We start from the raw sequence: 21,901 nt of genomic DNA on the forward strand, positions 1-21,901 counted from the left end.
GGCTCATCAGTTCTTCACCAGTCCGCCATCGACGACGAGGTTCTGCCCTGTCACCCCGCGGGCCCAGGGTGAGGCGAAGAAGAGTGCGGTGTCTGCGAATTCCTCCGGCGTCGTCACCCGCTGCAGGGGTGTGCCCTGCGCAATCGCGTCGAAGACCGCCTCGGGGGTGGCCGAACTCGCGTCGGTAGTGCGCAGCAGCCCACCGCTGATCATGTTCACCGTAATCGCCCGTGGGCCGAGATCGACGGCGAAGGTCCTGGTCAGTGACAGTAACGCGGCCTTGGCTGCGGTGTAGTCGTGGTAGGGCACGACGGGATTCTGGAATAGGTTGGAGCCGATGTTGATGATCCGCCCCGAGCCGAGTCGGTCGAATCCGGCCAGCGCCGCCTGCGTCGTCCTCGTCGCCGCTCCCACTGCACCGAAGAACTGCCGACCGAGGTCCTCGACCGTGATCTCGTGAGCGTGGGAGCGAGCGTCGCCGTTGAAGGAGAAGTCGACGAGGGCGTTGTTGACCACGGTGGAGACCGGGGCGCCGAAGTGTGCCTCCGACAAGGCGAAGAGCTCCTCTACCTGATCCGCTTCACAGACGTCGGCCCGAATGGCCACTGCCTGCGAGGGATGCTCGGCGACGATGCTTTCTGCAGCATCCTTGCTGGTGAGATAGTTGATGACGACTTTGGAGCCGGCCCGCAGGAATGCCGTGGTCAGGCTGCGGCCGAGTCCACGCGCGCCGCCGGTGATGAGGACGATCTGGTCCTTGATCGCCGGCGCCGAGGCAGGTGTGTCCACGGCGTTCTCAGATTGGTACGTCTTCGTCATATCTGTGTCCTTCTGCTCGAGGCGAAGGAACACCGAAGACCGACGGTGCGCAGCCGCAGTCGAGGAGCCACCTCCGCGGTTCGCAGTCTCTGCTGCGGACAATCCCTTCGCCGGTACTGACCGGATCAGGTTCGACGGGTGTCATCTCAGCCTCTTGCAGGCACCCCGTGTCACTGCCAAGCACCCTAGCAGACCGATCGCAGGGACGAAGAATGAGAGAATGGCCTCGTGAAGAACAATGACGATCCACGCTCTGAAACCGTGCGGCGCTCTGAAACCGTTCGAGTCACCGAGGTGCTGCGCAACGAGATCATCGACGGTGTGCGCCTGCCCGGCAGCAAACTGGTGGAGCGGAATCTGGCCACGGAGCTCGGGGTCAGTCGTGTGCCGATCCGTGAAGCCCTCAAACAGCTGGCCTCCGAGGGGCTGGTGGCGAATCGGCCGAACACCTGGTCGACGGTGCGTGAGTTCTCCCCCAGCGACATAGCCGACCTGAATGAAGTGCGCGCAGTCTTTGACATTCTGTCCTTCGAACTCGCCGCGCAGCGTCACAATCGGGAGGGCCTGGCGAGGCTCGAGGCCACCTTGGCCAAGGGCAAGGAGCAATCAAAGGCAGGGGACGTGGTCGGTGCCCATCGCTCGGCCGCGGACTTCCACGCGATCGTCACCGAGCTGTCCGGCAACCGTCTGCTCACCGAGATAGGTGAGCTCCTCGATTCACGCATGCGCTGGCAGCTCAGCCAACACGACGACCTTGACTTCGTTGCCACGGAACACGCCGAGCTCTATGACGCGATCGCCCATCGGGACCAGACGAAGGTCAGGGATCTGGCTGCCCGACATCTCGGGACCAGTCAGGATCAGCATGACAAGCACAAGGATCGCCTCGCCCGGGCCGTCGACGAAGAAGCAGAGTCGGTCGAGGACTGAGCTCAGGCAGCGTTGAAGGGCCACCCATTCAGCTGCTTGGGACGGGCAGGGGCGTAGGTACGGACCTTCGAGGTTGTCAGTCCCAGCCCCACCAATGATTCGGCCAGCTTCACCGCGGCGGTGACGCCGTCGACGACGGGAACATCGCAGCGTTCGACGACGACCCGCTTGAGGTCTGCCATTCCTCCACACCCGAGGACGATGGCCTCGGCACGATCCCGTTCGACCGCCTCGGCGGCTTGATCAGCGATCGCCCCCACGGCACGCTCGGGCTGATTCTCCAGCTCCAGCACGGCCATCCCGGAGGCCCTCACCGAGGTGCAGTGAGCGTTCAGCCCGGCCAGGAGGAGTCTGTCCTCAATGAGGGGAACCGTGCGATCAAGCGTCGTGACGACCGCGTACCTGTGGCCGAGGAACATGGCCAGGGCCGCCCCTGCCTCGGTGATGTCGATGACGGGAACGTCGAGGAGTTCCTGCAGACCTTCGCGGCCGTGTTCGCCGTAGCCTGCCTGAATGACGGCATCGAAGTCCCCCGGGTATTTCATCACCGCGTCCATGACCCCCAGCGCCGCGAGATAGCTTTCGACATTGCCCTCGCAGGACTCCGCTCCGAAGCTGGGGGTCAGCGCGACGATCTCGGTGTCCGCCGAGGCGACCTCCCGTGCCGCACGGGCGATGGACTCGGTCATCGACTCGGTTGTATTCACGTTGACGACGAGGATTTTCACGATGAGCTCTCAATCAGTGTGTGGTGGGGACGGCGATCTCTTCGCCGTCGACCTCGCGGAACGTGAAGTTCCGGCGGGCGATGATGAAGTAGATGATCGCCGCGATGCCTGCCCCGCTGAACCAGGAGAATTCGGAGAGTCCTGCGAATGCGGGAACCAGGGCGAATACGAGGGAGATGAGGGAAGCCGGGATGAAGGCACCGATGGCGCGCCAGTTGATTCCGCGGTGATAGAAGTACTCGCCGTCGCCCGCCTCGGTGTAGAGCTGGGGAACGTTGACCTTCGTCTTCCGGATCACCCAGTAGTCGACCATGATGACGCCGAACAGGGGTCCCAGCAGGGCGCCGAGTCCGCCCAGGAAGTACACGATGACGACAGGTGAGTCATAGAGGTTCCATGGCAGGATGACGAAGCCGATGACCGCGCTGATGATTGCCGCACTGCGGAAGTTGAGGTGACGGGGGAACATGTTCGTCAATGCGTAGGTCGGGGCGACGAAGTTGGCCATGAGGTTGACCGCGACGGTGAGGATGAGCAGCGCCAGGGAGGCCAGCGCCAGCAGAATCGGGTTGCCGATGGTCTGCACGATGTCGGCCGGTGAGGTGATGACCGTGCCGTCGATCTTGTACTGAGCTCCGGCCAGGGAGATCACGACGAGGCCGAAGACGAGCATGTTGATCGGGATGCCCCAGAAGTTGCCGACGACGATCGATCCCTTCTTCTTCGCAGCGCGGGTGAAGTCGGAGAAGTTGAGGACGAAGGTGCCGTAGATCGCGACCCACAGGGACCCACCGCCGAGGATGTGCATCCACATCGGCCACCCGGACAGGGCGTCCTCTCTGGCCCAGGAGATGGAGAAGTCGACGCGGGAGAGCATCCAGATGGCCAGTAAGACGAAGGTGACGAGGATGATCGGTCCGGCGATCGCCTCGTATTTTCGGATCATCTCCATGCCGTAGCTGACGATGATGACCTGGACGATCCAGAGCAGCGTGAACGAGAACCAGCCCAGCCCGGAGAGTCCGAGGAACTCGGTGTCGGCCCACGACTGGAGACCGGGAATGAGGGTGATGAGCAGGACGTTGAGGACGCTCGAGGCCAGGTAGGTCTGGATGCCGAACCAGGCGATGGCGACGATTCCGCGCACAGATGCCGCCAGCTGCGCGCCGTGGACGCCGAAGGCGATGCGGCTCATCACCGGGTAGGGCACGCCCGTCTTGTGACCCATGAAGCCGGAGAGCGTGAGCAGGAAGAAGAGCAGTGCGGCACCGACGAGCAGCGCCACGAGGATCTGCCAGGCCCCCAGGCCCAGGGCGAAGAGTCCGAGAGCGAACCCGTAGTTGCCCAGCGAGTGAACGTCGTTGGCCCAGAGAGTGAAGACACTGTAGGCCGTCCAACTGCGCCCTTCTTTGCGACTGGGCGCCAGATCCGAGTTGTAGAACCGGGGACTGATGCGATGCGCCGCCAGCTGTTCGGGGCTCGGCCCCATCCACTTCGGTGCGGAGTCCTGCGTGGCCTCGGTCTTTGACATGGGTGTCACTCAAATCTGCAGGGCACAGAGCTGGGATACCAAATTTAATACCACTGCGCTGCGACGGCGGGTTCTTTCGAACTCAGCGTAACCCCAGTCACAGACTGTGCGCAATGACACACTTGCACCAGAGCCGTCGATACGCTCAACTACAGGGATCGTGCGAGCGGCTCAGCCGCTGGTCACGGGCTTGAACCCGACAGTTCAGCCATCAGATTTTTGGCATACCATTTATTCTTCTTCTACGTCCTTGGCCGTCGGATCCCACTTGACGATGCCCACGGCGATGGCTCCGGCCAGCGGTGCGCAGGCAACAATCCAGAAGACTCCGGTGCCCATCGAACCGGCCAGGATCGGGAACATGATGAGGGAGACGATCGAGAACGCACGCAGCACGGACTGGTTGAATCCGATGCCGATTCCACGCAGCCTCGTCGGGTAGGACAGGGTGGCGTAGTTCATCAGGTTGGCTCCGGGCCCACCTGCCTGCGCGAAGACGAAGGCCGCGAGCATTGCCACCGATACCAAGACGAGGGCACCGGTCGGGATGCCGACGATGGCCAGCAGGGCCAGTGCGACGGCCTGGATCGCGAAGCCCACGAGCGTGATGCGGCGGGTGCCGAACCGGTTGACGATCGTCATGCCCAAGAGTCCGCCGATGGCCCCGAACCCGAGGTTGATGACGAGTGAGGCGATGATCGTGACCAGCGGAGTCTGGTGGAACAGCGTCGTGATGATCAGCGGGGTGCCGTAGGCGACGGCGTTGTAGCCGAAGGTGGAGAACACGGACACGCAGAGGGCGACGATCGTGCGCACGCGGTACTGCGGGGCGAAGAGTTCTGCGAACCCGCTCCACTTGCCTCCGCGCTTGGGCGCTTGAGGCTGAGATGCTTGGCTCGTGGGTGCTTGCGGAGTGGATGTTTCGTTCGCGATCGTATCAGCCGATTCCACCGTATCCGTCGATTCCGATGGGCTGCGTTTCGCGTCGTCTGCGAGCCTGACATCGAGGTTGTGGTGTGAGCGCATGACGTCCACGGCCGCGCGCAGGTCGCCCTGGTTGGCCAGCCACTCCGGTGATTCGGCGAGGTAGCGGCGGCGGACGAGGAGCACGATGAGGGCGGGAACTGCACCGAAGCCGACGACGATTCGCCACAGGATGGCGTGCTGGTCATAGGGCAGGGTGACGAAGATGATGAGGACGACCAGATACCCGATGCCCGTTGCGATGTACCAGGCAGGTGACCAGGCGTTGACGCGCTGAGAGCGGTTTCCCTTGCCCTTGAGTTTGGAGAACTCGGCGAGGAAGGCCATCGCCACCGGCAGGTCGAGGCCCACACCGATGCCCATGATGAACCGGAAGAAGATGAGGACCCATTCGTTGGGAGCCACGGCACAGCCGATGGCGGCGACGACGAAGAAGACCATGTCGGCCATGAACAGTTTGTAGCGCCCGAAGCGGTCGACGAGGTATCCGCCGAAGAGAGCACCGATGACTGCTCCGACCATGATCGAGGCGTTGACGAGCCCGGTCATGAAACCGGAGAGCCCGAACTGCTCCTTGATCGCAGTGATGCCGAAGGCCAAGGAGGAGAAGTCATAGGCGTCCATGAAGATCCCGCCGAGGGCGAGGATGATGACTGCCTTGGTCTTCGTGCCCTGGGATCCGAATTCGGCGAGGACCGAATGGATGTCGGAGGCGCTGCGGATGATCCGTGGAGACCTCGTCCCGCTGGCTGTGTCCTCCGCCGAGGTGGGGCCTGGGTCGGTCTTGTCTGGTGCGTGCGCCGAAGTGCCGGCTGGTTCTGGACTATTCACAATCGCTCAGTATGGTCTGGGCACGTGCCCGCCCACTCCCCCGGCCGTCACAAAATGTCACGGACCGCTGATTGCCGGGGCTGTCGCCCTATTCCAGTTCGACGCCGCGCTTCTCCGGGAGCAGGAACATGGCGAGGAACTGGATGATGTAGATGGTCGGCAGCAGGGCAAGAGCGAAGGCGAAGCCGAAGGAGTCTGCGAGCAGTGCGATGACCACGGGCGCGAGTCCGCCGAGGGCGCGGCCGATGTTGAACACGACGTTCTGGGCCGTGGCTCTCACCTGTGTGGGGTACATCTCTGCCAGCAGTGCACCATGACCGCCGAGCATGCCGTTGGCGAAGGCGCCCATGAAGAAGCCGCCGATGAGCAGTGCACTCGGGTCGGTCATCTGGCTGTAGACGAGGATCGAGACGATCGCCCCGGCCTGGAAGATCCAGAAGGCCGGACGCCTGCCCAGTCGGTCGGCGACCTGACCGAAGATGAGGATGCCGGCGAGCATTCCGATCACCGTCACCGCTGTCCACAGCGATCCCTTCGTCACACCGAGGTCCATCTTCTCCGACAGATAGTTGGGCAGCCAGGCGATGATGCCGAAGTACCCGAAGTTCTGCACCGTCGAGAGGACGATGAGGGCGAACGTGATCTTCACAGTCGCCTTGTCCTTGACCAGCGCACGGATCTTCGCGCCGAACGTCGGAAGCTCCGCTGAGTCTCCCGACTCCCCCGCTGTCTGGCCCCGCTGGGACTGCACGAATTTGTCGGGCTCTTGGACACCTCGGCGAATGACGAAGGCGAAGATGGCGGGGAAGAGACCGATGACGAACAGCGCCCGCCAACCCCACAGGGCGATCACCGGAGCGGAGACGATCGCGGCGGCGAAGACGCCGATCTGGAATCCCACGCCCACCCATGAGGTGGCTCGGGCACGCTGGTTGGCCGGCACCGCCTCGGCGGCCAATGCCATGCCGATGCCGAACTCGCCGCCGATTCCGATGCCGGCGATGAACCGGTAGGCGGCCATGTCCCAGTATCCCTGCGCGATTGAGCTCAGTCCGGTGAACACGGCGAAGATGAGAACGGTCCAGGTCAGAACCCGGACGCGACCGTAGCGGTCGGCCAGTGATCCGAAGATGATGCCGCCGAGGACCGCTCCGAAGAGGGTGATCGTCGACAGTGACCCTGCCTCGACGTCGCTGAGTCCGAAGGTGGCGATGATCCCGCCGAGGGCGAAGCTGAGGATGAGCAGATCGAAGCCGTCGAGCCCGTATCCGACAGCCGCGGCGAAGAGCGCCTTGCGTTTGTAGGCGGGCGCCGAGGTGGCCTCGGCAGTTGTCTTGGGCGTCGCAGCGCTCATGCGGGATCCTCAGGTGATCGGCGGATCGGAAAATGGCCGCAGACCATTATCCACCAGAAGTGGCCGGCAGATGAACTCGCAGGTCAACTGCGAAATGCTCATCTACCGGCCACCTAGTCGAACTTGCCCGCGCAGGCTCACACCAGAGCGTCAGATCCCAACCGGAATCCTGCACCCTTGTGATCATCGGCCAGCCGGGGTCCCTGTCCCGTGAGCTGCTCACGGACTGTGGCACCTTCGACGGGTTCGGGCAGGAGACCGCGACGACGCAGTTCGGGCGAGACGTACTTCGTGAACCGTTCGGCGTCGGCAGGGCGGACGGCCGCGGCGATGTTGAAACCATCGATGTCGGCCTCGTCCATCCAACGTTCGAACTCGTCGGCGATCGTTGCGGGTGCACCGGTGATGACCGGTCCACGTCCGCCGATGGCGACGAACTCGGCGAGGTCGCGGATGGTCCAGGTCTTATCACCGGCCATCGTGGTGAATGAGGCGAGCGCGGACTGGTTCGCATCGGTGGCCACGTATTCCAGCGGGTCTTCGGGCTTGGCACCTGAGAGGTCGACGCCGGTCCAGCCTCCGAAGAGGGAGAGTGCGGATTCGGTGTCGACGTAGCGCGTGTAGTCGGCGAGCCTGGCCTCTGCGGCTTCGTCGGTGTCGTCGACGACGACGGTGGCGAGCGCGAAGATCTTCACGCTGTCGCGGGCCCGTCCGCGTTCTTCGAGTCCGTCGCGGACCTTGTCGACCCAGGTCCGCAGGATCTCCGGGGTGGGTCCGGAGAAGAAGATCGCCTCGGCGTGGTCGAGGGCGAATTCCTGTCCGCGCTTGGAGGCGCCGGCCTGGAACAGCAGCGGTGTTCCCTGCGGGCCGGGCACGGCGAGCGCCTGCCCGGGGACGGTGAAGAACTTGCCCTCGTGATTGATATCGCGAACCTGGTCGGGGTCGACGAAGACATTGGCCTCGGCGTCGGCGCGAAGTGCCTCTGGCGTGATGGAGCCTTCGAAGAGCTTGTACATGATGTCCATGTACTCGTCGGCCCGGTCGTAGCGCTCATCGTGTGGGATCTGGCCTTCTAGTCCCAGGTTGCGTGCCGCGGAGTCCACGTAGCTGGTGACGATGTTCCACGCCACGCGCCCGTTGGTGAAGTGGTCGAGGGTCGTCAGCGTCCTGGCCAGCAGGTAGGGCTGTTCGTAGGTCACCGAGGCGGTCACACCGAATCCCAGCGTCTTCGTCACCGCTGCCATGGCGGGCACCGCAACGAGCGGGTCGAGGAGGGGGAACTGGACTCCCCCGCGGTTGGTGACGTCGGCATTGCCTCCGTAGACGTCGTAGACGCCGAGGATGTCGGCGAGGAACAGGGAGGAGAATCCTCCTTCCTCGAGGGTCTTGGCCAGATCGGTCCAGAAGTTCAGCTGGGTGAATTCCTCGACTCGTGATTCCGGGTGGCGCCACAGTCCTGGTGACTGGTGGACCGGTGTCATCATGTCGAAGGCATTGAGAATGATCGGTTTCGTCATCGTGTGTCTCTTTCCTTGTCGGTGTCAGGTGGCAGGTCAGTAGGAGTCAGGTGCGAGCTCAGTCGCCCGCGCGGGCGCTGATCGCCAGCTCCCGGGCGGGGTCCTTCGCCGCCAGTGCCGCGATGAGTGAGAGCAGGCACAGCAGGGTGAGGTAGCCGCAGATCAGCCACGGTGAGTGGCCGCCGATGACGTAGAGCAGTGCCGCGACCATCGGCATGATGCCTCCGCCGATGACGGTGCCCAGCTGGTAGCCCATGTTCACGCCCGAGTAGCGGATCTCGATGGGGAACTGCTCGGCGAACCAGGCTGCCTGGGGTCCGTAGATGGCGTCGTGGGCGAGGTTCATGCCGAGGATGACGACGATGGGCAGGAACGCCAGTGGGCCGGCGTCGAGGAAGGCGAAGAAGATCCACCCGAAGGCGGCCACTCCGATGATGCCGCCGATGGTCACGCGTTTGCGACCGACTTTGTCAGAGATCCATCCCCACAGAGGCCCGGTGAACAGGCCGATGGCGGAGGCGATCATCACGGCGGTGACGCCGGCGGTCGAGTCGTCGCGGTTCTCGGCCAGGTAGCTGAGCATGTAGACGGTGATGAGGTAGAAGACGCTGTTCTGTGCCAGGCGCAGGCCGATCGTGACCAGGAGGACGCGTGGGTGCTTGGTCAGGACGTCGCGCAGAGGTGCCTTGGCGACGTTGCCGGAGTCCTTGAGTTCCTGGAACTCTGGGGCATCGGAGACGCCGAGGCGGATCCGATCTGGGTGAAGGATCCGAACAGGCCGCGTTTGCGTGGGGGTGCGTGTTCGACCGAGAGCAGTGCCGATCCTCCCCATTCCGCGCCGGCGGAGAGTCCCTGGACGATGCGCAGGACGACAAGTGCGGCAGCGGCCCACCAGCCGATGGTGTTGAAGTTCGGCACCAGGCCGATGAGCGTCGAGGCGATGCCCATGGACAGCAGAGAGACGACGAGTAGGGCCTTGCGTCCGACTCGGTCGCCCAGGTGTCCGGCGATGATGCCGCCCAACGGTCGGGCGAAGAATCCGACGGCGAGGCTGGCGAATGCGGCAAGGCTGCTGCCGAGTTCGCTGCCGCTGGGGAAGAACTGGACGTTGAAGATGAGTGCGGCGGCGGTGCCGTAGAGGTAGAAGTCATACCACTCGATGGTGGTGCCGGCGAAGGCCGAGGCGAGCACGCGCTTCTTCCCGTCCAGGAATCGCCGAGGTGGGTCCGGGGTGATCGTCTTCACTGCGGAGGTCTGTGACATGGGGTTCTCCCTCATCGACGTGGTCAGGGTGTCGCTTCAGAACCTGGTGCTTTACCGTGGTCAGGTGCTTTATCAGTGTCTGAGTTTCGTTGAGCAATCTGGGGACTCTGTGGCGGTTCGTGTCGCCGCCGCGTCACTGTTGGACTTTGATCGTCATATGGGGACGCACGAAGACTCACTGGTGTCATATCGGGATGCACTTGTCGGCGATATCTGTGATGATCGCTTGAGATCAGTAAGGCTTTGTTGAGCGGAAGATCTCAGCAGTCACAGCCGCTCAACAGCCCAATTCCACCGGAGGCAAGTTCATGACGACGATCGCACGAGCCGCAGCCGTGTCACCGGATGCTCTGCGTGAGACCTTCTCCCACTTCCCCCAGGCCGTCGCACTCATCGGCGCCGAAGTCGACGGCACACCCCTCGGACTGGTCGCCTCAACAGTGACCGCAGGTGTCTCACTCGACCCGCCATTGATCAGCGTTGCGGTGCAGACCACCTCGAGCACGTGGCCGCTGCTGCGGGCAGCACCCGCACTGGGAGTCTCCCTCCTCGGCGCCCATCAGTCGCTCCTGGTCAGGCAGCTGGCTTCGAAGGATCGTGCCTCGCGATTCTCTGGGATCGACCCCGTGATCACCACCGATGGTGCGCTGACCATTCCCGGCAGCCCTGCCCACCTGTGGACGCGTCTTTACAACGAGGTCGAGGCAGGCGACCACACCGTCGCACTGCTCGAAATCCTTGACACCACCAGCCTGGAGGGCGCAGACGTTCGGGCTGATGACCCACCGAACACCGATGCGCTCGTCTTCCATCGCAGCGAGTTCAAGGGCATGACAGCCCCCTAGACCGCGTCACATCCCACCTCGAGCACCCTTGACTCGCACTCGAACACATGTTCGAATGTAGTCATGAGGTGGAATCAGCAGAGCACGCTTACCCCGACACCTGGTCCACAGACTGGCGCAGCGTCAGCTGGTGCAGAAGCGGGCCTGGTCGAATCAGCCACCACTGCCCCACCCGCCGAGCTCTTCGGCCTCAAAGGACTCGTGCGCAGTGTTCGAACACCGGAGTTCGCAGGCGTCACCTTCCACGAAGTGCTGGCGAAGTCGGCCCTGAACAAGGTGCCCGCGGCCAGTTCGATGCCCTTCACCTGGACGATCAACCCCTACCGCGGGTGCTCTCATGCCTGCGTGTACTGCTTCGCCCGCAGCACTCACCGCTACCTCGATTTTGATTCCGGGCAGGACTTCGACAGGCAGGTCATCGTCAAGGTCAACACCCCAGAGGTCCTCGCCGCCGAGGTGGCCAAACCGAAGTGGGCACGTGAGCTGGTGGCCCTGGGCACGAACACGGATCCCTACCAGCGAGCCGAGGGCCGCTACTCTCTCATGCCTGGCATCATCACCGCTCTGGCCGAGCACGGCACCCCGATGTCAGTGCTGACGAAGGGCACGCTGCTGCGCCGCGACCTGCCGCTGCTCGCCCGCGCCAGGGAGGACGTCGATGTCGAGATCAGCATGTCGATCGCCGTCTTTGACGACACCCTCCAGCAGACGATCGAACCGGGCACACCGACGACGACAGCACGCCTGGCAACAGTACGAGCGGCCGCGAACCTCGGCTTCAACGTCACGGTCTTCCTCATGCCGGTGATGCCGAAGCTCACCGACTCCATGGACCATCTTGATGCCGCGCTGAGCGCCATCAAGGAGGCCGGCGCGAGCCGCGTGGTCTATGGTGCCCTGCATCTCCGACCGGGTGCTCGCGAGTGGTTCTTCGAATGGCTCGAACGCGAACATCCCGAGCTGCTCCCCCGTTACCGCCGGATGTATGCGAAGTCCTCCTATGCGTCGAAGGAGTACCGCGCCTGGCTGAGCCGGCGCATCAATCCGCTCATCGACGCCTACGACCTGCGCGGCTCCGCCGACGATGATTACCCGATGACGAAGCGCGGAGACCGGACGCGGTCCGGGGCCGCAACGTCGACCGCAGCTCAAGCCGCAAGCCTGACTCCCCCGCCACAGGAAGCACTGTTCTGATTCGAACCCACCAGGCCAGCGCTCGCTCCAGCACCCAAGACCGGGGAATAACCCGTCTCACGCTCGGGTTCTAGCTGTCATGAGGATTGAAATCTGGTCGGACATCGCCTGCCCTTGGTGCTTCATCGGAAAACGTCGCTTCGAGACCGCTTTGGACGGCTTCGCGCACAAGGACGACGTCGAGGTCGAATGGCGCAGCTACCAGCTCGACCCGAGCCTGCCCGAGCACTATGCGGGAACCGAGACCGACTACCTCAGCCAGGCCAAGGGCATGCCCGCCGAGCAGGTTCGACAGATGTTCGATCACGTCACCGCGCAGGCCGCTGGCGAGGGCCTGAACTATGACTTTGATTCCATCGTCGTGGCCAACAGCTTCACTGCTCATCGCTTCCTCCACTTGGCCAAGTCCCACGGGGTTATGAGCCAGGCCAAGGAAGCCCTTCTGTCCGGTCATTTCGAGCAGGGCCGCAACATCGGTGACGTCGAGTATCTCGCCGAGGTGGCCCGCGCCGTTGGCATCGACGCCGACGAGGCCCGTCGCGTCCTCTCCACCGATGAGTACACCGCCGAGGTGAAGGCCGACATCGCCGAGGCTCAGGCACTGGGTGCCAACGGAGTCCCGTTCTTCGTCATCGACCGCAAATACGGAGTCTCCGGCGCCCAGCCTCCCGAGGCATTCACACAAGCGCTCGAGACCGCGTGGGGAGAAAGCCAGAAGCTCACAGTGCTTGCCGGCGGAGACGAAGCCTTTCGCGATGGCGCAGTGTGCGGGCCCGAAGGCTGCGACTGATTCAGTCCCGCAAGACATTTATCCTCGCGCAGCCACCCGTTACAGGTACGGAATCGAGGGATAGCGGATCGCACCGTCCGGTGATGTCACGGGGCCTGCGATCATGCCAGCGGCGGCATCGATGAGGAATCGCCCCACCTGCTCCCAGTCACCTTTGTGGGTCCCCTCATTCATCCTCACCTCTTGGTCAGAACACGCGCTGGTGACCATATGGGCCAGCAGATAGGCCCGGCCGCGCAGGACCCCTTCGGGAATACCCTCCATCTCGCCGTGGATGAATCTCAACCCGTCAGGCAGCGAGGACTCAGCCAACACGGACTTCATAATCTCGACGGCTGAGGGCACGATTCCCATCTGCGCGAGAAACTGTGCACGCCAGCTGGGCCGCGGCAGATCGGCGAGAACATCGAACAACGGGCCCATTCTGCTGCGGACGTAATCATGAATGCTCGGAGCTTCCCCCAGGCCAGCGATGTAATCGTCTCGGCGCAGGGACATCGCGGCGACATGACGCTCCATAAGTGCGCGCAGCAGACCGTCTCGCCCTCCGAAGTGGTATGAGATCGCGGAATGATTCGCAGCCCCGGCATAGTCGACGATGCGGCGATTCGACACCGCATCGATGCCGTGGATGGCGAAGAGCTCCTCTGCGGAGTTGAGCAGCACCTCGCGCGCTCTGTCACTCTGGCTTCCCATAGTCCCTATTCTTTCATTCTCAAGTGGCTCACGACGCGGACTCCCTGCCGCGATATCAGCGGCCTGACCACCTCGGCGAGCATCGCCCTCACCTTGGCAAATCTCTGTCGATTTCACAATTCTAAGTCACGTGTCTTAAAGTAGTCGAGTTCAAGGTGGTCAACGGTGATCACTCGACTTCCGATCCATCAGGAGGACGACAGTGGCCACACCACCACCGCCGCTCACCCGCCGCGAGGCCCGTGAGCATGACTCACACGACACCAGGCACGATCACGACTACGACGACAGCCAGGACCACGACCAGGCACCGCAGTCGACGAACGAGCAGCACACCACCGATGCCGATGCAGAGGCTGCAGCCGCCAAACGCGCCAAGGCAGAGCTGATCGGCCGGACGGCAGCGATCTTCATCATGCCGCTCATCATGGTGGGCATGATGATCACGGGCTACCTCGGCACCATGCACTCCCCCTCGGCCAACGACATGCCCGTCGTGGTGGCCGGTTCGGATTCGAAGGCCGCGGACATCAAGTTCGCACTCGACGGTGCCGAACCGGATGCCCTCGACGTCGACACGGTCGAGGATGCTCACACCGCACGTGAGATGGTCTACGATCGCGAAGCCTCGGCGGCGGTTGTCATCGAGGGCGATAAGGCCACGCTCTACACCGCCGGAGGTGCCGGAGTTCAACAGCAGACGACGGTCACCGGTCTCGTCATGCCCGCCCTGCAGGAAGAGGGCCTCGACGTCGCCACCGAGGACATTGCGTCCTTGCCGGACAACGATCCGTCGGGACTCGGGGCAATGTTCCTCATGACAGCCATCGTCATGGCCGGATACCTGCCCTTCAGCGTGCTGCGCTCGAATTCGCCCGAACTGCTGAAGTTCAAACGCATCGTCCCCATCCTCGGAGCCTGGGCCGCGGTGATCGCCGGCTTGGTCTGGACGGTTGTCTGCCCGATTCTCGACATCGTCGATGTCAAGGACACTGTCCCAGTCCTCGGCATAGCCTGGTTGGGCGTGTTCGCGATCTCCTGCATGCAGCTGTTCATCACCCGAATCGTCGGTGCCTTGGGCGTGATCGTCGGCATCTTCTTCCTCATGGTCCTCGGTATGCCGTCGTCGAACCTGTCCTACCCCGTGTACACGATGCCGGCGTTCTACCGCTTCACGCACGAGATTCTGCCCATGCCCGCGATCGGCGAAGCACTGCGATCCGTGCTGTACTTCGACGGCGCAGGAGTCACCGAGCACCTCCTGGTCCTGGCCATCGGAGCCGTCGTCGGTCTGCTGCTGACGAAGGCCTATGACTTCATCTCCCACCGACGCAATCCGGATCCGAAGCCGCTGGATGTCAATATTCCCTCGCTGCACGGTGGTCGGCGCCCGGATTCGAAGGTGTGGCGCTACATCTCACTCATCGTCTTCCCCTTGGCGATGGTCACGATGATGCTCACCTTCATGCTCGGCGCGATGGGCTCCCCCACGCCCAAGGACATGCCCGTGACTGTGGTCGGCTCCTCGACCGAGCAGGCGAAGGACACCATCGCCGACCTCGAGAAGTCAATGGGCAAAGACATGTTCGACTTCACCGCCACGTCGGACAAGGAAGAGGCACGAGCTCAGGTCGAAGACCGTGACGAGGTCGCGGCTCTCGTCCTGCCGACTCAGAAGAATGCCGAGTTCGGTCTCTTTGCGAACGAGGCCGGGAACAACAGTGCCTACCAGGTCGTCAACCGGATCTTCGATCAGGTCGCTTCGGCGCAGGACATGGAACTCGACGTCGACAACGTTGCGCCCCTGCCGGATCGGGACAAGAACGGCGTGGTCGTCATGTACATCGCCATGGGCTGGATCCTGGCCGGTTTCATGGTCGTCATCGTCGGCGCGAACGCGAACCCGTGGAGTCGACCGCTGAAGCGGATGATTCCGCTGACCGCTGCCTACGCACCGTTCATGTCTCTGGTCGTCGCCCTCATCGCCGGTCCGATCACCGGTGCCGTCGACGGTCATTTCGCGCAGCTGTGGGGAGCCGGGATCATCGCGATCTTCTGCATCGCCATGTTCGCGATGGTCTTCGAGAGACTCATCGGCATGCTCGCGATCATTCCGGTCATCGGCACGCTGATGTTCGCCGGAATGCCCGCCTCGAACGGGGCGATCTCCGAGTACATGATCCCGTCGTTCTTCACCACGCTGCACGACTTCCTGCCGATGGCAGCCGCGGTGGAGACCATCCGTTCGATCATCTACTTCGACAGCGATGTGGTCACCGAGCATATGCAGGTCCTCGGACTCTGGGGTCTCGTGTCCCTGGCGCTGGTGTTCCTCATCGACAGCATCAAGCCGCCGCGGACTGAGCATGACTTCGGCAACCTCCACCTCGAACGTGAGCGGGAGCAGAAGAAGCAGGCCCGGAAGCAGGCCAAGGCCCTCGAAGGACCGAAGTCAGCACCGGGATCTGCAGGTGCGCAGGGTTTTGACGCATCGGACAGTGCCGAGTCGAGCCAGTTCGGACAGTCGGGCCAGACCGTGCAGTCGACGATCGTCGAAGACGATCCGAACGATTACCACCGGCTCTCCTCCAGGCCCACGATGGCACCGACCGCAGGCGATGGCATGAGCAATCGCCCCGCCGAGGCGGCCGATCGGTCCGAGTCATCCGATCAGCAGGAGTGGATCCCCTCCACTGTGTGATCGCCACTGTGTGATCAACACCGTGTGATCGCCACTGTGTGATCGGTTGATTGCAGTTCCCGCGTGACCCAGACAGGCCAGCGCCGAGGTGGACAACCACCTCGGCGCTGGCCTGTTCTGACGTGTGGTGCGGTGTTCAGTGCCCGGTGTTCAATGCGAAAGGCGACGTCGTGCACAGATGAGGGGCTAAAGTCAGAAGCACTATGGGCTCTCACATCGAATTCTTCGGTCCGACCGGCCTCGTCGAGGCGGAACTGCTCCTGGCCAGCTTCGTCCTGTGCTCGCTGATCGGCTTCGAACGGCAGTTCCGGCAGAAGAGCGCCGGCTATCGCACACACGTTCTCGTGGGCATCGGCACGTGCGCGTTCACGCTGGTCTCCGCCTACGGGTTCGCCGCCGTGCTCGGCGACGAGGCTCGCCTGGATCCGTCGCGGATCGCCGCGCAGATCGTATCGGGCATCGGCTTCCTTGGTGCGGGTGTCATCTTCAAGGGCCGGAACATGGTGCGCGGTCTCACGACGGCCGCCACTGTGTGGGTCACGGCCGCCGTGGGCATGGCCTGCGGCGCGGGAATGCTGTCGTTGGCCATGATGCTCACCGCACTCCACCTGCTGACTCTGTTCGTCATCGCTCCCCTGATCCGCCGTATCCCCGACGACTCGCACCGCAAGCTGCTGCGCATCGCCTATAAGGATGGGTCCGGGATCCTCCGCGATATCCTCGCCGTGGCCGGAAACATGGGGTATTCGAACACGATCCTCGACTCCAAACGCTTCGAATCGGAGGACGGAGTGAAGATGGTCCAGATCGACGTGAAGTTCGAGGGCAGACCTTCCCTGCACCTCCTGATCCCTCCCTTGATGGAACTGTCCGGCGTGGACAAGGTGAGCATGCGCGAGGACCGGGTCCACTCTGTCGACGAGGACGGCGACACCGTCTGACCTGGCCCCTCGCAAGCCAGCGCAGGCCTGTGTACCTCAGGCCTGTGCGCCTCAGGCCAGGACTCAGCCTCGCAGCGTTCGTTGCCAGGCTAGGGTGGCCAGCGCTGCCGCTTGGTCCGGCAGGTGTGCGTCGTCGAAGAGGACCTCAGGCGAGTGGTTCGTCGCTGCGGTTGCAGGATCGACGTCCTCCGGAGAGACGAACATGAAGAGGAACGCCCCAGGTACCTCATTGAGCACGAAGGAGAAGTCCTCGGAACCCATGACCGGGTTCGGGGCGGTCACGTAGCGATGCGCCCCGAAGGCTTCGGTCAGCGTCTCGGCAACGAACTCGATTTCCTGCGCGTCATTGACCGTCACGGGGTACTGCTCGGTCCACACCACCTCGGCGGTGCATTCGTGTGCGGCGGCGATCGACTCTGCCAGGCGAGTCGCGGCTGCAGGGAACTTCTTCGTCGTCTCGGCCGACATGGTACGCACGGAGGCGCCGAGCTTCGCCGTCGCGGGAATGATGTTGACGGCGGTGCCGGCCTCCAGCTGAGTCACCTCGGCGACAATGGGATCGAAGACGCTGAACGATCCGGTGATCATCGAATACAGTGCCTGGCCGAACTCCAGGAGCGGACGAATGGGATCGGTGGCGTCCTCGGGGCGGGAGCTGTGCCCACCTTTGCCGTGCATCGTCACGTGCAGCGTATTGGCTCCGGCCATGACCGTGCCGGGGCGACCGACGAATGTGCCGGGAACTCCCGGGGCGACGTGGATGGCGTAGGCGGAGTCGGGAGTCGATCCGATGGTCTCGAACATCCCTTCGTCGAGCATGCGCTGGGCTCCGCCCGGTCCCTCTTCGCCGGGCTGGAACATGAATGCCACCGTCCCGGCCAGCTCTGCCTGGTGAGCGGACAGGAGCTTGGCCGCTCCCACCAGACCCGTCACGTGCAGGTCGTGACCGCAGGCGTGCATGTTTCCGTTGATCGATGCGTAGTCGAGTCCGGTGGCTTCGGTGACGGGCAGGGCATCCATGTCTCCGCGCAGCAGAACCGTGGGACCGGGCATGCCGCCGCGGAGCACGGCGACGACCGAGCTGAGGCCCTGACCTGTGGTGATCTCGAGTGGCAGGCCCTCGAGCGAGTCGAGGATCTTCTGCTGAGTGAAGGGCAGCTCGAGTCCCAGCTCAGGGTTGCGGTGGAGCACGCGACGCAGGTCACGCAGTTCGGTGGTCAGGGACAGAGCCTCTGTCCGGAAGTCAGTCGTCATTGAGGTACCTCTTCTGTGGTCGAGATGGTGGGTGGAGCTGGTGCGCGGAGGCGGTGCGTAGAAATGGTGAGTGGTGAGGTCAGTATTATCCGAGCGCCGAGGAGACAGGGGCGGAGCCGAACCAGCCGGCAGAGTCCTTGACCAGGGATCCGCCCTGGACGACGGCCTTGACGTTGTCGGGTTCAGCCAACGCAGTGATATCGGCCAGCGGATCGAAGTCGACAACGACGAGGTCGGCGAGTTTGCCTTCCTCGAGAGTGCCGACGTCGGCTGAGAGTCGCAGCAGTTCGGCCGCGTTCTTCGTGCCGGCCACGATCGCCTGCATCGGTGTCAGACTGAGTTCGACGGCGTGCATCTCCTCGCGCAGGTTGAGCCCGTGCGGGCACACCCCAGCGTCGGTTCCCAGTGCGACCTTCACCCCGGCGGCCATGGCAACGGCGACACGTTCGCGTGCGATCGCTGACCACTTGACCTTCTTCTCGTACAGATAGCCGGGCACGTTCTTCGGGTCCGGTATCCGCAGTGCGCTGCTGAGCGTGGGGACGAGGAAGGTGCCGTGTTCGAGCATGAGCTCGATGCCTTCATCGTCGATTCCGTAACCGTGTTCGACGGAGCGCACTCCGCCGCGGATAGCGGCCTTGATGCCCTCGGGCCCCTGGGCGTGGGCGGCGACGGGCTGACCTGCTCGCTTGGCGGTCTCTTCGACGATGAGCCGCACGTGTTCTTCTGGAACGCCGATGTCATCGGGTGTATCGGTTGGGCTCGAGACGCCACCGGTGGTGCAGACCTTGATCACGTCGGCTCCGGAGCGCACGAGGGTGCGAATGGTCCGGCGCACATCGTCGTCGGTGTCGATGATCGGGTCGACGGGCATCGGGGGCATGGTGGGCATGCCGTTGGGCATAGTGAAGTCGGTGTGCCCACCGGTCGGTGACAGCGGGCTGATGGCCAAGTGGATCCGCGGCCCCAGGATCAGTCCCTGCTCGATGCTGTCGCGAATGCCGCGGTCCGTTCCACCCAGGTCACGCGCCGTGGTGACTCCGGCCATGAGCGTGTTCCGGGCGTTGACAACGCTGCGCACGATCCGCTCGGAGGCGAAGCGGGCGAGGTTCGCCGCCGGGTTCTCGACCGTGAGTCCGAAGTGCACGTGGGAGTCGATGAAGCCGGGCATGATCGTCTTGCCCTGCAGCTGGATGACACGAGGGGACGTGTCACCTGCGTCGTTGCCCTCCCTCGCCGAGGTGGTTCCTTCGTCGCGCCGGGACCCGACGTAGACGATGTGTCCGTCCCTGACCTCGATCTCGGAGTCTGTGATCGGGTCACCGCCGTTGCCGTCGATGAGAGTGGCTCCGCGCAGGATGATGTGCTCGGATTCGCGGTTCGTGGCGGGGAGGTAGGCGATCGACATGGGAGGTCGTGGTCCTTTCGACAGACGAGCGTGCGCTTCAGGTGCCATTGTTGACCATTCTTCGCCCTGCGGTGTGCAGTGATCGCATCATGGCCGAAAAGAGTGTCGGCCAGAGAACATCGAGCCCAGGCGCGAGGTTGGAGCCTCAGACGCATACTTCCAGTCTTCGAACTCCGCGGTCAGTGCCTCAGTCCGCGATCTCTGTCAGCAGCGCTTCGATGGCGCTGGCAATGCGCTCACGCGAATCCTCACCGAAGATCGCGTTCTGCACGATGGCGCCTTGCATCAGCGCAAGGACCGCGGGAGCGATCTGCTCAGCTTTCGCCTCCGCCGCATCTGTGCCCAGCCCTGCTCCCCGGTGGAAATACGCGCTCAGATAGGCCGTGAAGCGATCAATCAGGTCTGTATAGATCTTCGCTGCGACCTTCGCGAAGTCGGGCGAGTGCGATGCCTCTGCCCACACCTGCAACAGCAGCGGGGCGAATGGTGAGTCGCGGAGAATCGTGTTCAGCAGATTCGGGAAGACCTGCTGAGGAGGCGGGACCTCGTCTGCCGACCCGAAATCCTGCAGTTCGGCTGCCCGCTGTTCCATGATTCGCCTGCCGGCATCGAGAGTGAGCTCGGCCTTGGACGAGTAGTAGACATAGACGGCACCGGCGGAGAGATCCGCCTCCCTGATGATGTCGGCCATCGACGCCCCGGCAAAGCCCTTGCGAGAGAAGCACGTAAGCGCGGCATCCTGAATCCGCGTGCGCATGGCCTCTCTGTGTTCGTCCGTGACCTTCGGCACCAATCCCCCAAAAACGAATGACCATTCTTGATATATCGTACCCGCAGGAGTAAAAAGAACGAGTATTCGTTTTCAATGATTGGACAGGCATGCAGACGAGAATCCTCGCCACCTCGGACTCAGCCGAGACTGCCCCCGATGCCGAGGCCGAAACCGCCAAGGGTGCACCCAAACCCAGCATCAAGCAGGCTCTGCTCGCAGCCATCTTCGCCGCGGCCATCGTCACCATCATTCTGCTGGCATTCAGCTGGCCGACCGTGACATCCGAACCCAAAGACCTTTCGGTGGCAGCCGTCGGCGATCAGAAGCAGATCGATCAGATCACCGCTAACGCCCCCGACGGAATGCTCGATCTCAAGAAGGTCGATTCCCGCGCCGAGGCGCAACAGCTCATCCGTGAGCGAGAGGTCTACGGAGCATTCATCGTTGGTGACGAACCCGAGATCCTCACCTCAACCGCAGCCTCCCCCGCCGTTGCCCAACAGCTGAATGGGATCGCCTCACAGATGCAGCAGAAGATCGACAAACAGGCGATGTCGGGAATGCAGGATGGAATGAAGGAGATGCAGGACGCATTGGCGAAAGCATCTCAGGGCCCAGCATCTCAAAGCCCTGCATCTCAGGGTCCTGCCGGACCCCAGGAAAACCCCGGTGAGCAAGCACAGGCCCCAACCACCTCGGCGATGGAGGTCCCCCAGGTCACGGTGACCGACGTCGTTCCGCTCAACGACAATGACTCCACCGGTGCCGGCCTCGCGATAGCCGGCCTGCCTCTGACCATCGGCGGAATCGTCGGCGGTGTGCTCACCAGCATGATCGTCCACTCGCGCCGCATGCGTGCCGTCGCGGTACTGGCCTACGGGGCAATCGGCGGACTTGCACTCACTCTCGTTCTGCAGACCTGGTTCGGCATTCTGCAGGGCAACTTCGGGCTCAACGTGCTGGCTGCCGGACTTGCTGTGGCGGCAACGGCGGCACTCATCAACGGCTTCGTCTCGCTGATAGGCCCAGGGGGCATCGCCATCGGCGCGGTGCTCACGATGTTCATCGGCAATCCGATCGCCTCGCTCCAAGCACCGAAGGAATTCCTCGCAGGAGCCTGGGGAGACATCGGTCAGTTCCTGGTCCCGGGTGCCTCTGGAACCTTGTTGCGAGACCTCTCCTACTTCCCGGGTGCGCCCATGACGATGCAGTGGTGGGTGCTCATCGGGTGGTTCGTCCTGGGCATCGCCCTCATCCTCGTCGGTCACCTTCTGGCCCATTCGAAGAAGCGCGCCGCTGTGAGCTGAGCTGCTCTCCGGCTCACCAACGGGGGTGACCCGACA

At 63.4% G+C, this 21,901-nt stretch carries 19 protein-coding genes and 1 riboswitch; of the genes, 7 read left to right on the plus strand and 12 right to left on the minus strand.

Annotated elements, in window-relative coordinates:
• Nucleotides 1-6: 6 nt before the first annotated feature.
• Nucleotides 7-819, minus strand: a complete 813-nt coding sequence (locus tag INT29_RS03775; RefSeq protein WP_009884560.1) for a 3-oxoacyl-ACP reductase — start codon at nt 817-819, stop codon at nt 7-9.
• Nucleotides 820-903: 84 nt separating this feature from the next.
• Nucleotides 904-997: riboswitch (TPP riboswitch) on the minus strand.
• 50 nt (nt 998-1,047) lie between these two features.
• Between INT29_RS03775 and INT29_RS20555 the strand changes: the two genes are divergently transcribed.
• Nucleotides 1,048-1,749, plus strand: coding sequence for a GntR family transcriptional regulator (locus INT29_RS20555; RefSeq protein ID WP_009884561.1), 702 nt, complete (start codon nt 1,048-1,050; stop codon nt 1,747-1,749).
• 2 nt (nt 1,750-1,751) lie between these two features.
• Here the strand turns inward: INT29_RS20555 and INT29_RS03785 are convergent, their stop codons facing one another.
• The 7 genes from INT29_RS03785 to INT29_RS19980 all read right to left on the minus strand — a co-directional run bounded on the left by INT29_RS03785 (nt 1,752) and on the right by INT29_RS19980 (nt 9,957).
• A complete protein-coding gene (locus INT29_RS03785; protein ID WP_009884562.1) occupies nt 1,752-2,477 on the minus strand; it encodes an aspartate/glutamate racemase family protein in 726 nt (241 codons plus the stop codon).
• Nucleotides 2,478-2,490: 13 nt separating this feature from the next.
• Nucleotides 2,491-4,008 (minus strand): NCS1 family nucleobase:cation symporter-1, encoded by a 1,518-nt coding sequence (locus INT29_RS03790; protein ID WP_009884563.1) that lies wholly within the window; start codon nt 4,006-4,008, stop codon nt 2,491-2,493.
• Between the two features lie 231 nt (nt 4,009-4,239).
• Nucleotides 4,240-5,823, minus strand: coding sequence for an MFS transporter (locus INT29_RS03795; RefSeq protein WP_009884564.1), 1,584 nt, complete (start codon nt 5,821-5,823; stop codon nt 4,240-4,242).
• Nucleotides 5,824-5,911: 88 nt separating this feature from the next.
• Nucleotides 5,912-7,177 (minus strand): MFS transporter, encoded by a 1,266-nt coding sequence (locus INT29_RS03800; protein ID WP_009884565.1) that lies wholly within the window; start codon nt 7,175-7,177, stop codon nt 5,912-5,914.
• Nucleotides 7,178-7,314: 137 nt separating this feature from the next.
• Entirely contained in the window at nt 7,315-8,694 is a 1,380-nt protein-coding gene (locus INT29_RS03805) for an LLM class flavin-dependent oxidoreductase (RefSeq protein ID WP_009883054.1), read from the minus strand.
• Between the two features lie 58 nt (nt 8,695-8,752).
• Nucleotides 8,753-9,463, minus strand: coding sequence for an MFS transporter (locus INT29_RS19975; RefSeq protein ID WP_240518420.1), 711 nt, complete (start codon nt 9,461-9,463; stop codon nt 8,753-8,755).
• Entirely contained in the window at nt 9,358-9,957 is a 600-nt protein-coding gene (locus tag INT29_RS19980) for an MFS transporter (RefSeq protein WP_050773366.1), read from the minus strand. Before INT29_RS19980 ends, INT29_RS19975 begins: the two co-directional genes overlap by 106 nt.
• A gap of 308 nt (nt 9,958-10,265) precedes the next feature.
• Here INT29_RS19980 and INT29_RS03815 point away from each other — a divergent pair, with 308 nt between their 5' ends.
• From INT29_RS03815 to INT29_RS03825, 3 genes are all read left to right on the plus strand, one after another.
• Nucleotides 10,266-10,802: a flavin reductase family protein gene (locus tag INT29_RS03815; protein WP_096160893.1), complete on the plus strand. Its 537-nt coding sequence runs from the start codon at nt 10,266-10,268 to the stop codon at nt 10,800-10,802.
• 63 nt (nt 10,803-10,865) lie between these two features.
• Complete coding sequence (locus INT29_RS03820) at nt 10,866-11,996, plus strand: Rv2578c family radical SAM protein (protein ID WP_096158568.1); 1,131 nt, start codon at nt 10,866-10,868, stop codon at nt 11,994-11,996.
• A gap of 79 nt (nt 11,997-12,075) precedes the next feature.
• A complete protein-coding gene (locus INT29_RS03825) occupies nt 12,076-12,786 on the plus strand; it encodes a DsbA family oxidoreductase (RefSeq protein ID WP_009883050.1) in 711 nt (236 codons plus the stop codon).
• Nucleotides 12,787-12,825: 39 nt separating this feature from the next.
• Here the strand turns inward: INT29_RS03825 and INT29_RS03830 are convergent, their stop codons facing one another.
• Complete coding sequence (locus tag INT29_RS03830; RefSeq protein ID WP_069599866.1) at nt 12,826-13,482, minus strand: TetR/AcrR family transcriptional regulator; 657 nt, start codon at nt 13,480-13,482, stop codon at nt 12,826-12,828.
• Nucleotides 13,483-13,684: 202 nt separating this feature from the next.
• Between INT29_RS03830 and INT29_RS20560 the strand changes: the two genes are divergently transcribed.
• On the plus strand, nt 13,685-16,183 hold the full coding sequence (locus tag INT29_RS20560) for an ABC transporter permease (protein ID WP_193070772.1): 2,499 nt from the start codon (nt 13,685-13,687) through the stop codon (nt 16,181-16,183).
• Nucleotides 16,184-16,386: 203 nt separating this feature from the next.
• Nucleotides 16,387-17,124 (plus strand): MgtC/SapB family protein, encoded by a 738-nt coding sequence (locus INT29_RS03840; RefSeq protein WP_096177456.1) that lies wholly within the window; start codon nt 16,387-16,389, stop codon nt 17,122-17,124.
• 63 nt (nt 17,125-17,187) lie between these two features.
• On the opposite strand, the gene INT29_RS03845 is transcribed toward INT29_RS03840, so the two are convergent.
• From INT29_RS03845 to INT29_RS03855, 3 genes are all read right to left on the minus strand, one after another.
• Nucleotides 17,188-18,378, minus strand: coding sequence for a M20 metallopeptidase family protein (locus tag INT29_RS03845; RefSeq protein ID WP_009883043.1), 1,191 nt, complete (start codon nt 18,376-18,378; stop codon nt 17,188-17,190).
• Between the two features lie 85 nt (nt 18,379-18,463).
• Nucleotides 18,464-19,786: a metal-dependent hydrolase family protein gene (locus INT29_RS03850; protein WP_009883042.1), complete on the minus strand. Its 1,323-nt coding sequence runs from the start codon at nt 19,784-19,786 to the stop codon at nt 18,464-18,466.
• Nucleotides 19,787-19,973: 187 nt separating this feature from the next.
• Complete coding sequence (locus tag INT29_RS03855) at nt 19,974-20,543, minus strand: TetR/AcrR family transcriptional regulator (RefSeq protein ID WP_050773370.1); 570 nt, start codon at nt 20,541-20,543, stop codon at nt 19,974-19,976.
• A gap of 122 nt (nt 20,544-20,665) precedes the next feature.
• On the opposite strand from INT29_RS03855, the gene INT29_RS03860 reads away from it, so the two are divergent.
• Nucleotides 20,666-21,865, plus strand: coding sequence for a hypothetical protein (locus tag INT29_RS03860; RefSeq protein WP_009883040.1), 1,200 nt, complete (start codon nt 20,666-20,668; stop codon nt 21,863-21,865).
• Nucleotides 21,866-21,901: the final 36 nt, after the last annotated feature.

Source organism: Brevibacterium sp. FME37, from assembly GCF_014897485.1.
Lineage (GTDB): Bacteria > Actinomycetota > Actinomycetes > Actinomycetales > Brevibacteriaceae > Brevibacterium.

Bases quoted from the DNA above. Each gene is read 5' to 3' on its own strand.
- INT29_RS03775 (WP_009884560.1), bottom strand. From the start codon at position 819: ATGACGAAGACGTACCAATCTGAGAACGCCGTGGACACACCTGCCTCG.
- INT29_RS03850 (WP_009883042.1), bottom strand. From the start codon at position 19,786: ATGTCGATCGCCTACCTCCCCGCCACGAACCGCGAATCCGAGCACATC.
- INT29_RS03830 (WP_069599866.1), bottom strand. From the start codon at position 13,482: ATGGGAAGCCAGAGTGACAGAGCGCGCGAGGTGCTGCTCAACTCCGCA.
- INT29_RS03840 (WP_096177456.1), top strand. From the start codon at position 16,387: ATGGGCTCTCACATCGAATTCTTCGGTCCGACCGGCCTCGTCGAGGCG.
- INT29_RS19980 (WP_050773366.1), bottom strand. From the start codon at position 9,957: ATGTCACAGACCTCCGCAGTGAAGACGATCACCCCGGACCCACCTCGG.
- INT29_RS03790 (WP_009884563.1), bottom strand. From the start codon at position 4,008: ATGTCAAAGACCGAGGCCACGCAGGACTCCGCACCGAAGTGGATGGGG.
- INT29_RS03855 (WP_050773370.1), bottom strand. From the start codon at position 20,543: ATGCGCACGCGGATTCAGGATGCCGCGCTTACGTGCTTCTCTCGCAAG.
- INT29_RS03815 (WP_096160893.1), top strand. From the start codon at position 10,266: ATGACGACGATCGCACGAGCCGCAGCCGTGTCACCGGATGCTCTGCGT.
- INT29_RS03825 (WP_009883050.1), top strand. From the start codon at position 12,076: ATGAGGATTGAAATCTGGTCGGACATCGCCTGCCCTTGGTGCTTCATC.
- INT29_RS03805 (WP_009883054.1), bottom strand. From the start codon at position 8,694: ATGACGAAACCGATCATTCTCAATGCCTTCGACATGATGACACCGGTC.
- INT29_RS03800 (WP_009884565.1), bottom strand. From the start codon at position 7,177: ATGAGCGCTGCGACGCCCAAGACAACTGCCGAGGCCACCTCGGCGCCC.
- INT29_RS03845 (WP_009883043.1), bottom strand. From the start codon at position 18,378: ATGACGACTGACTTCCGGACAGAGGCTCTGTCCCTGACCACCGAACTG.
- INT29_RS03860 (WP_009883040.1), top strand. From the start codon at position 20,666: ATGCAGACGAGAATCCTCGCCACCTCGGACTCAGCCGAGACTGCCCCC.
- INT29_RS03820 (WP_096158568.1), top strand. From the start codon at position 10,866: ATGAGGTGGAATCAGCAGAGCACGCTTACCCCGACACCTGGTCCACAG.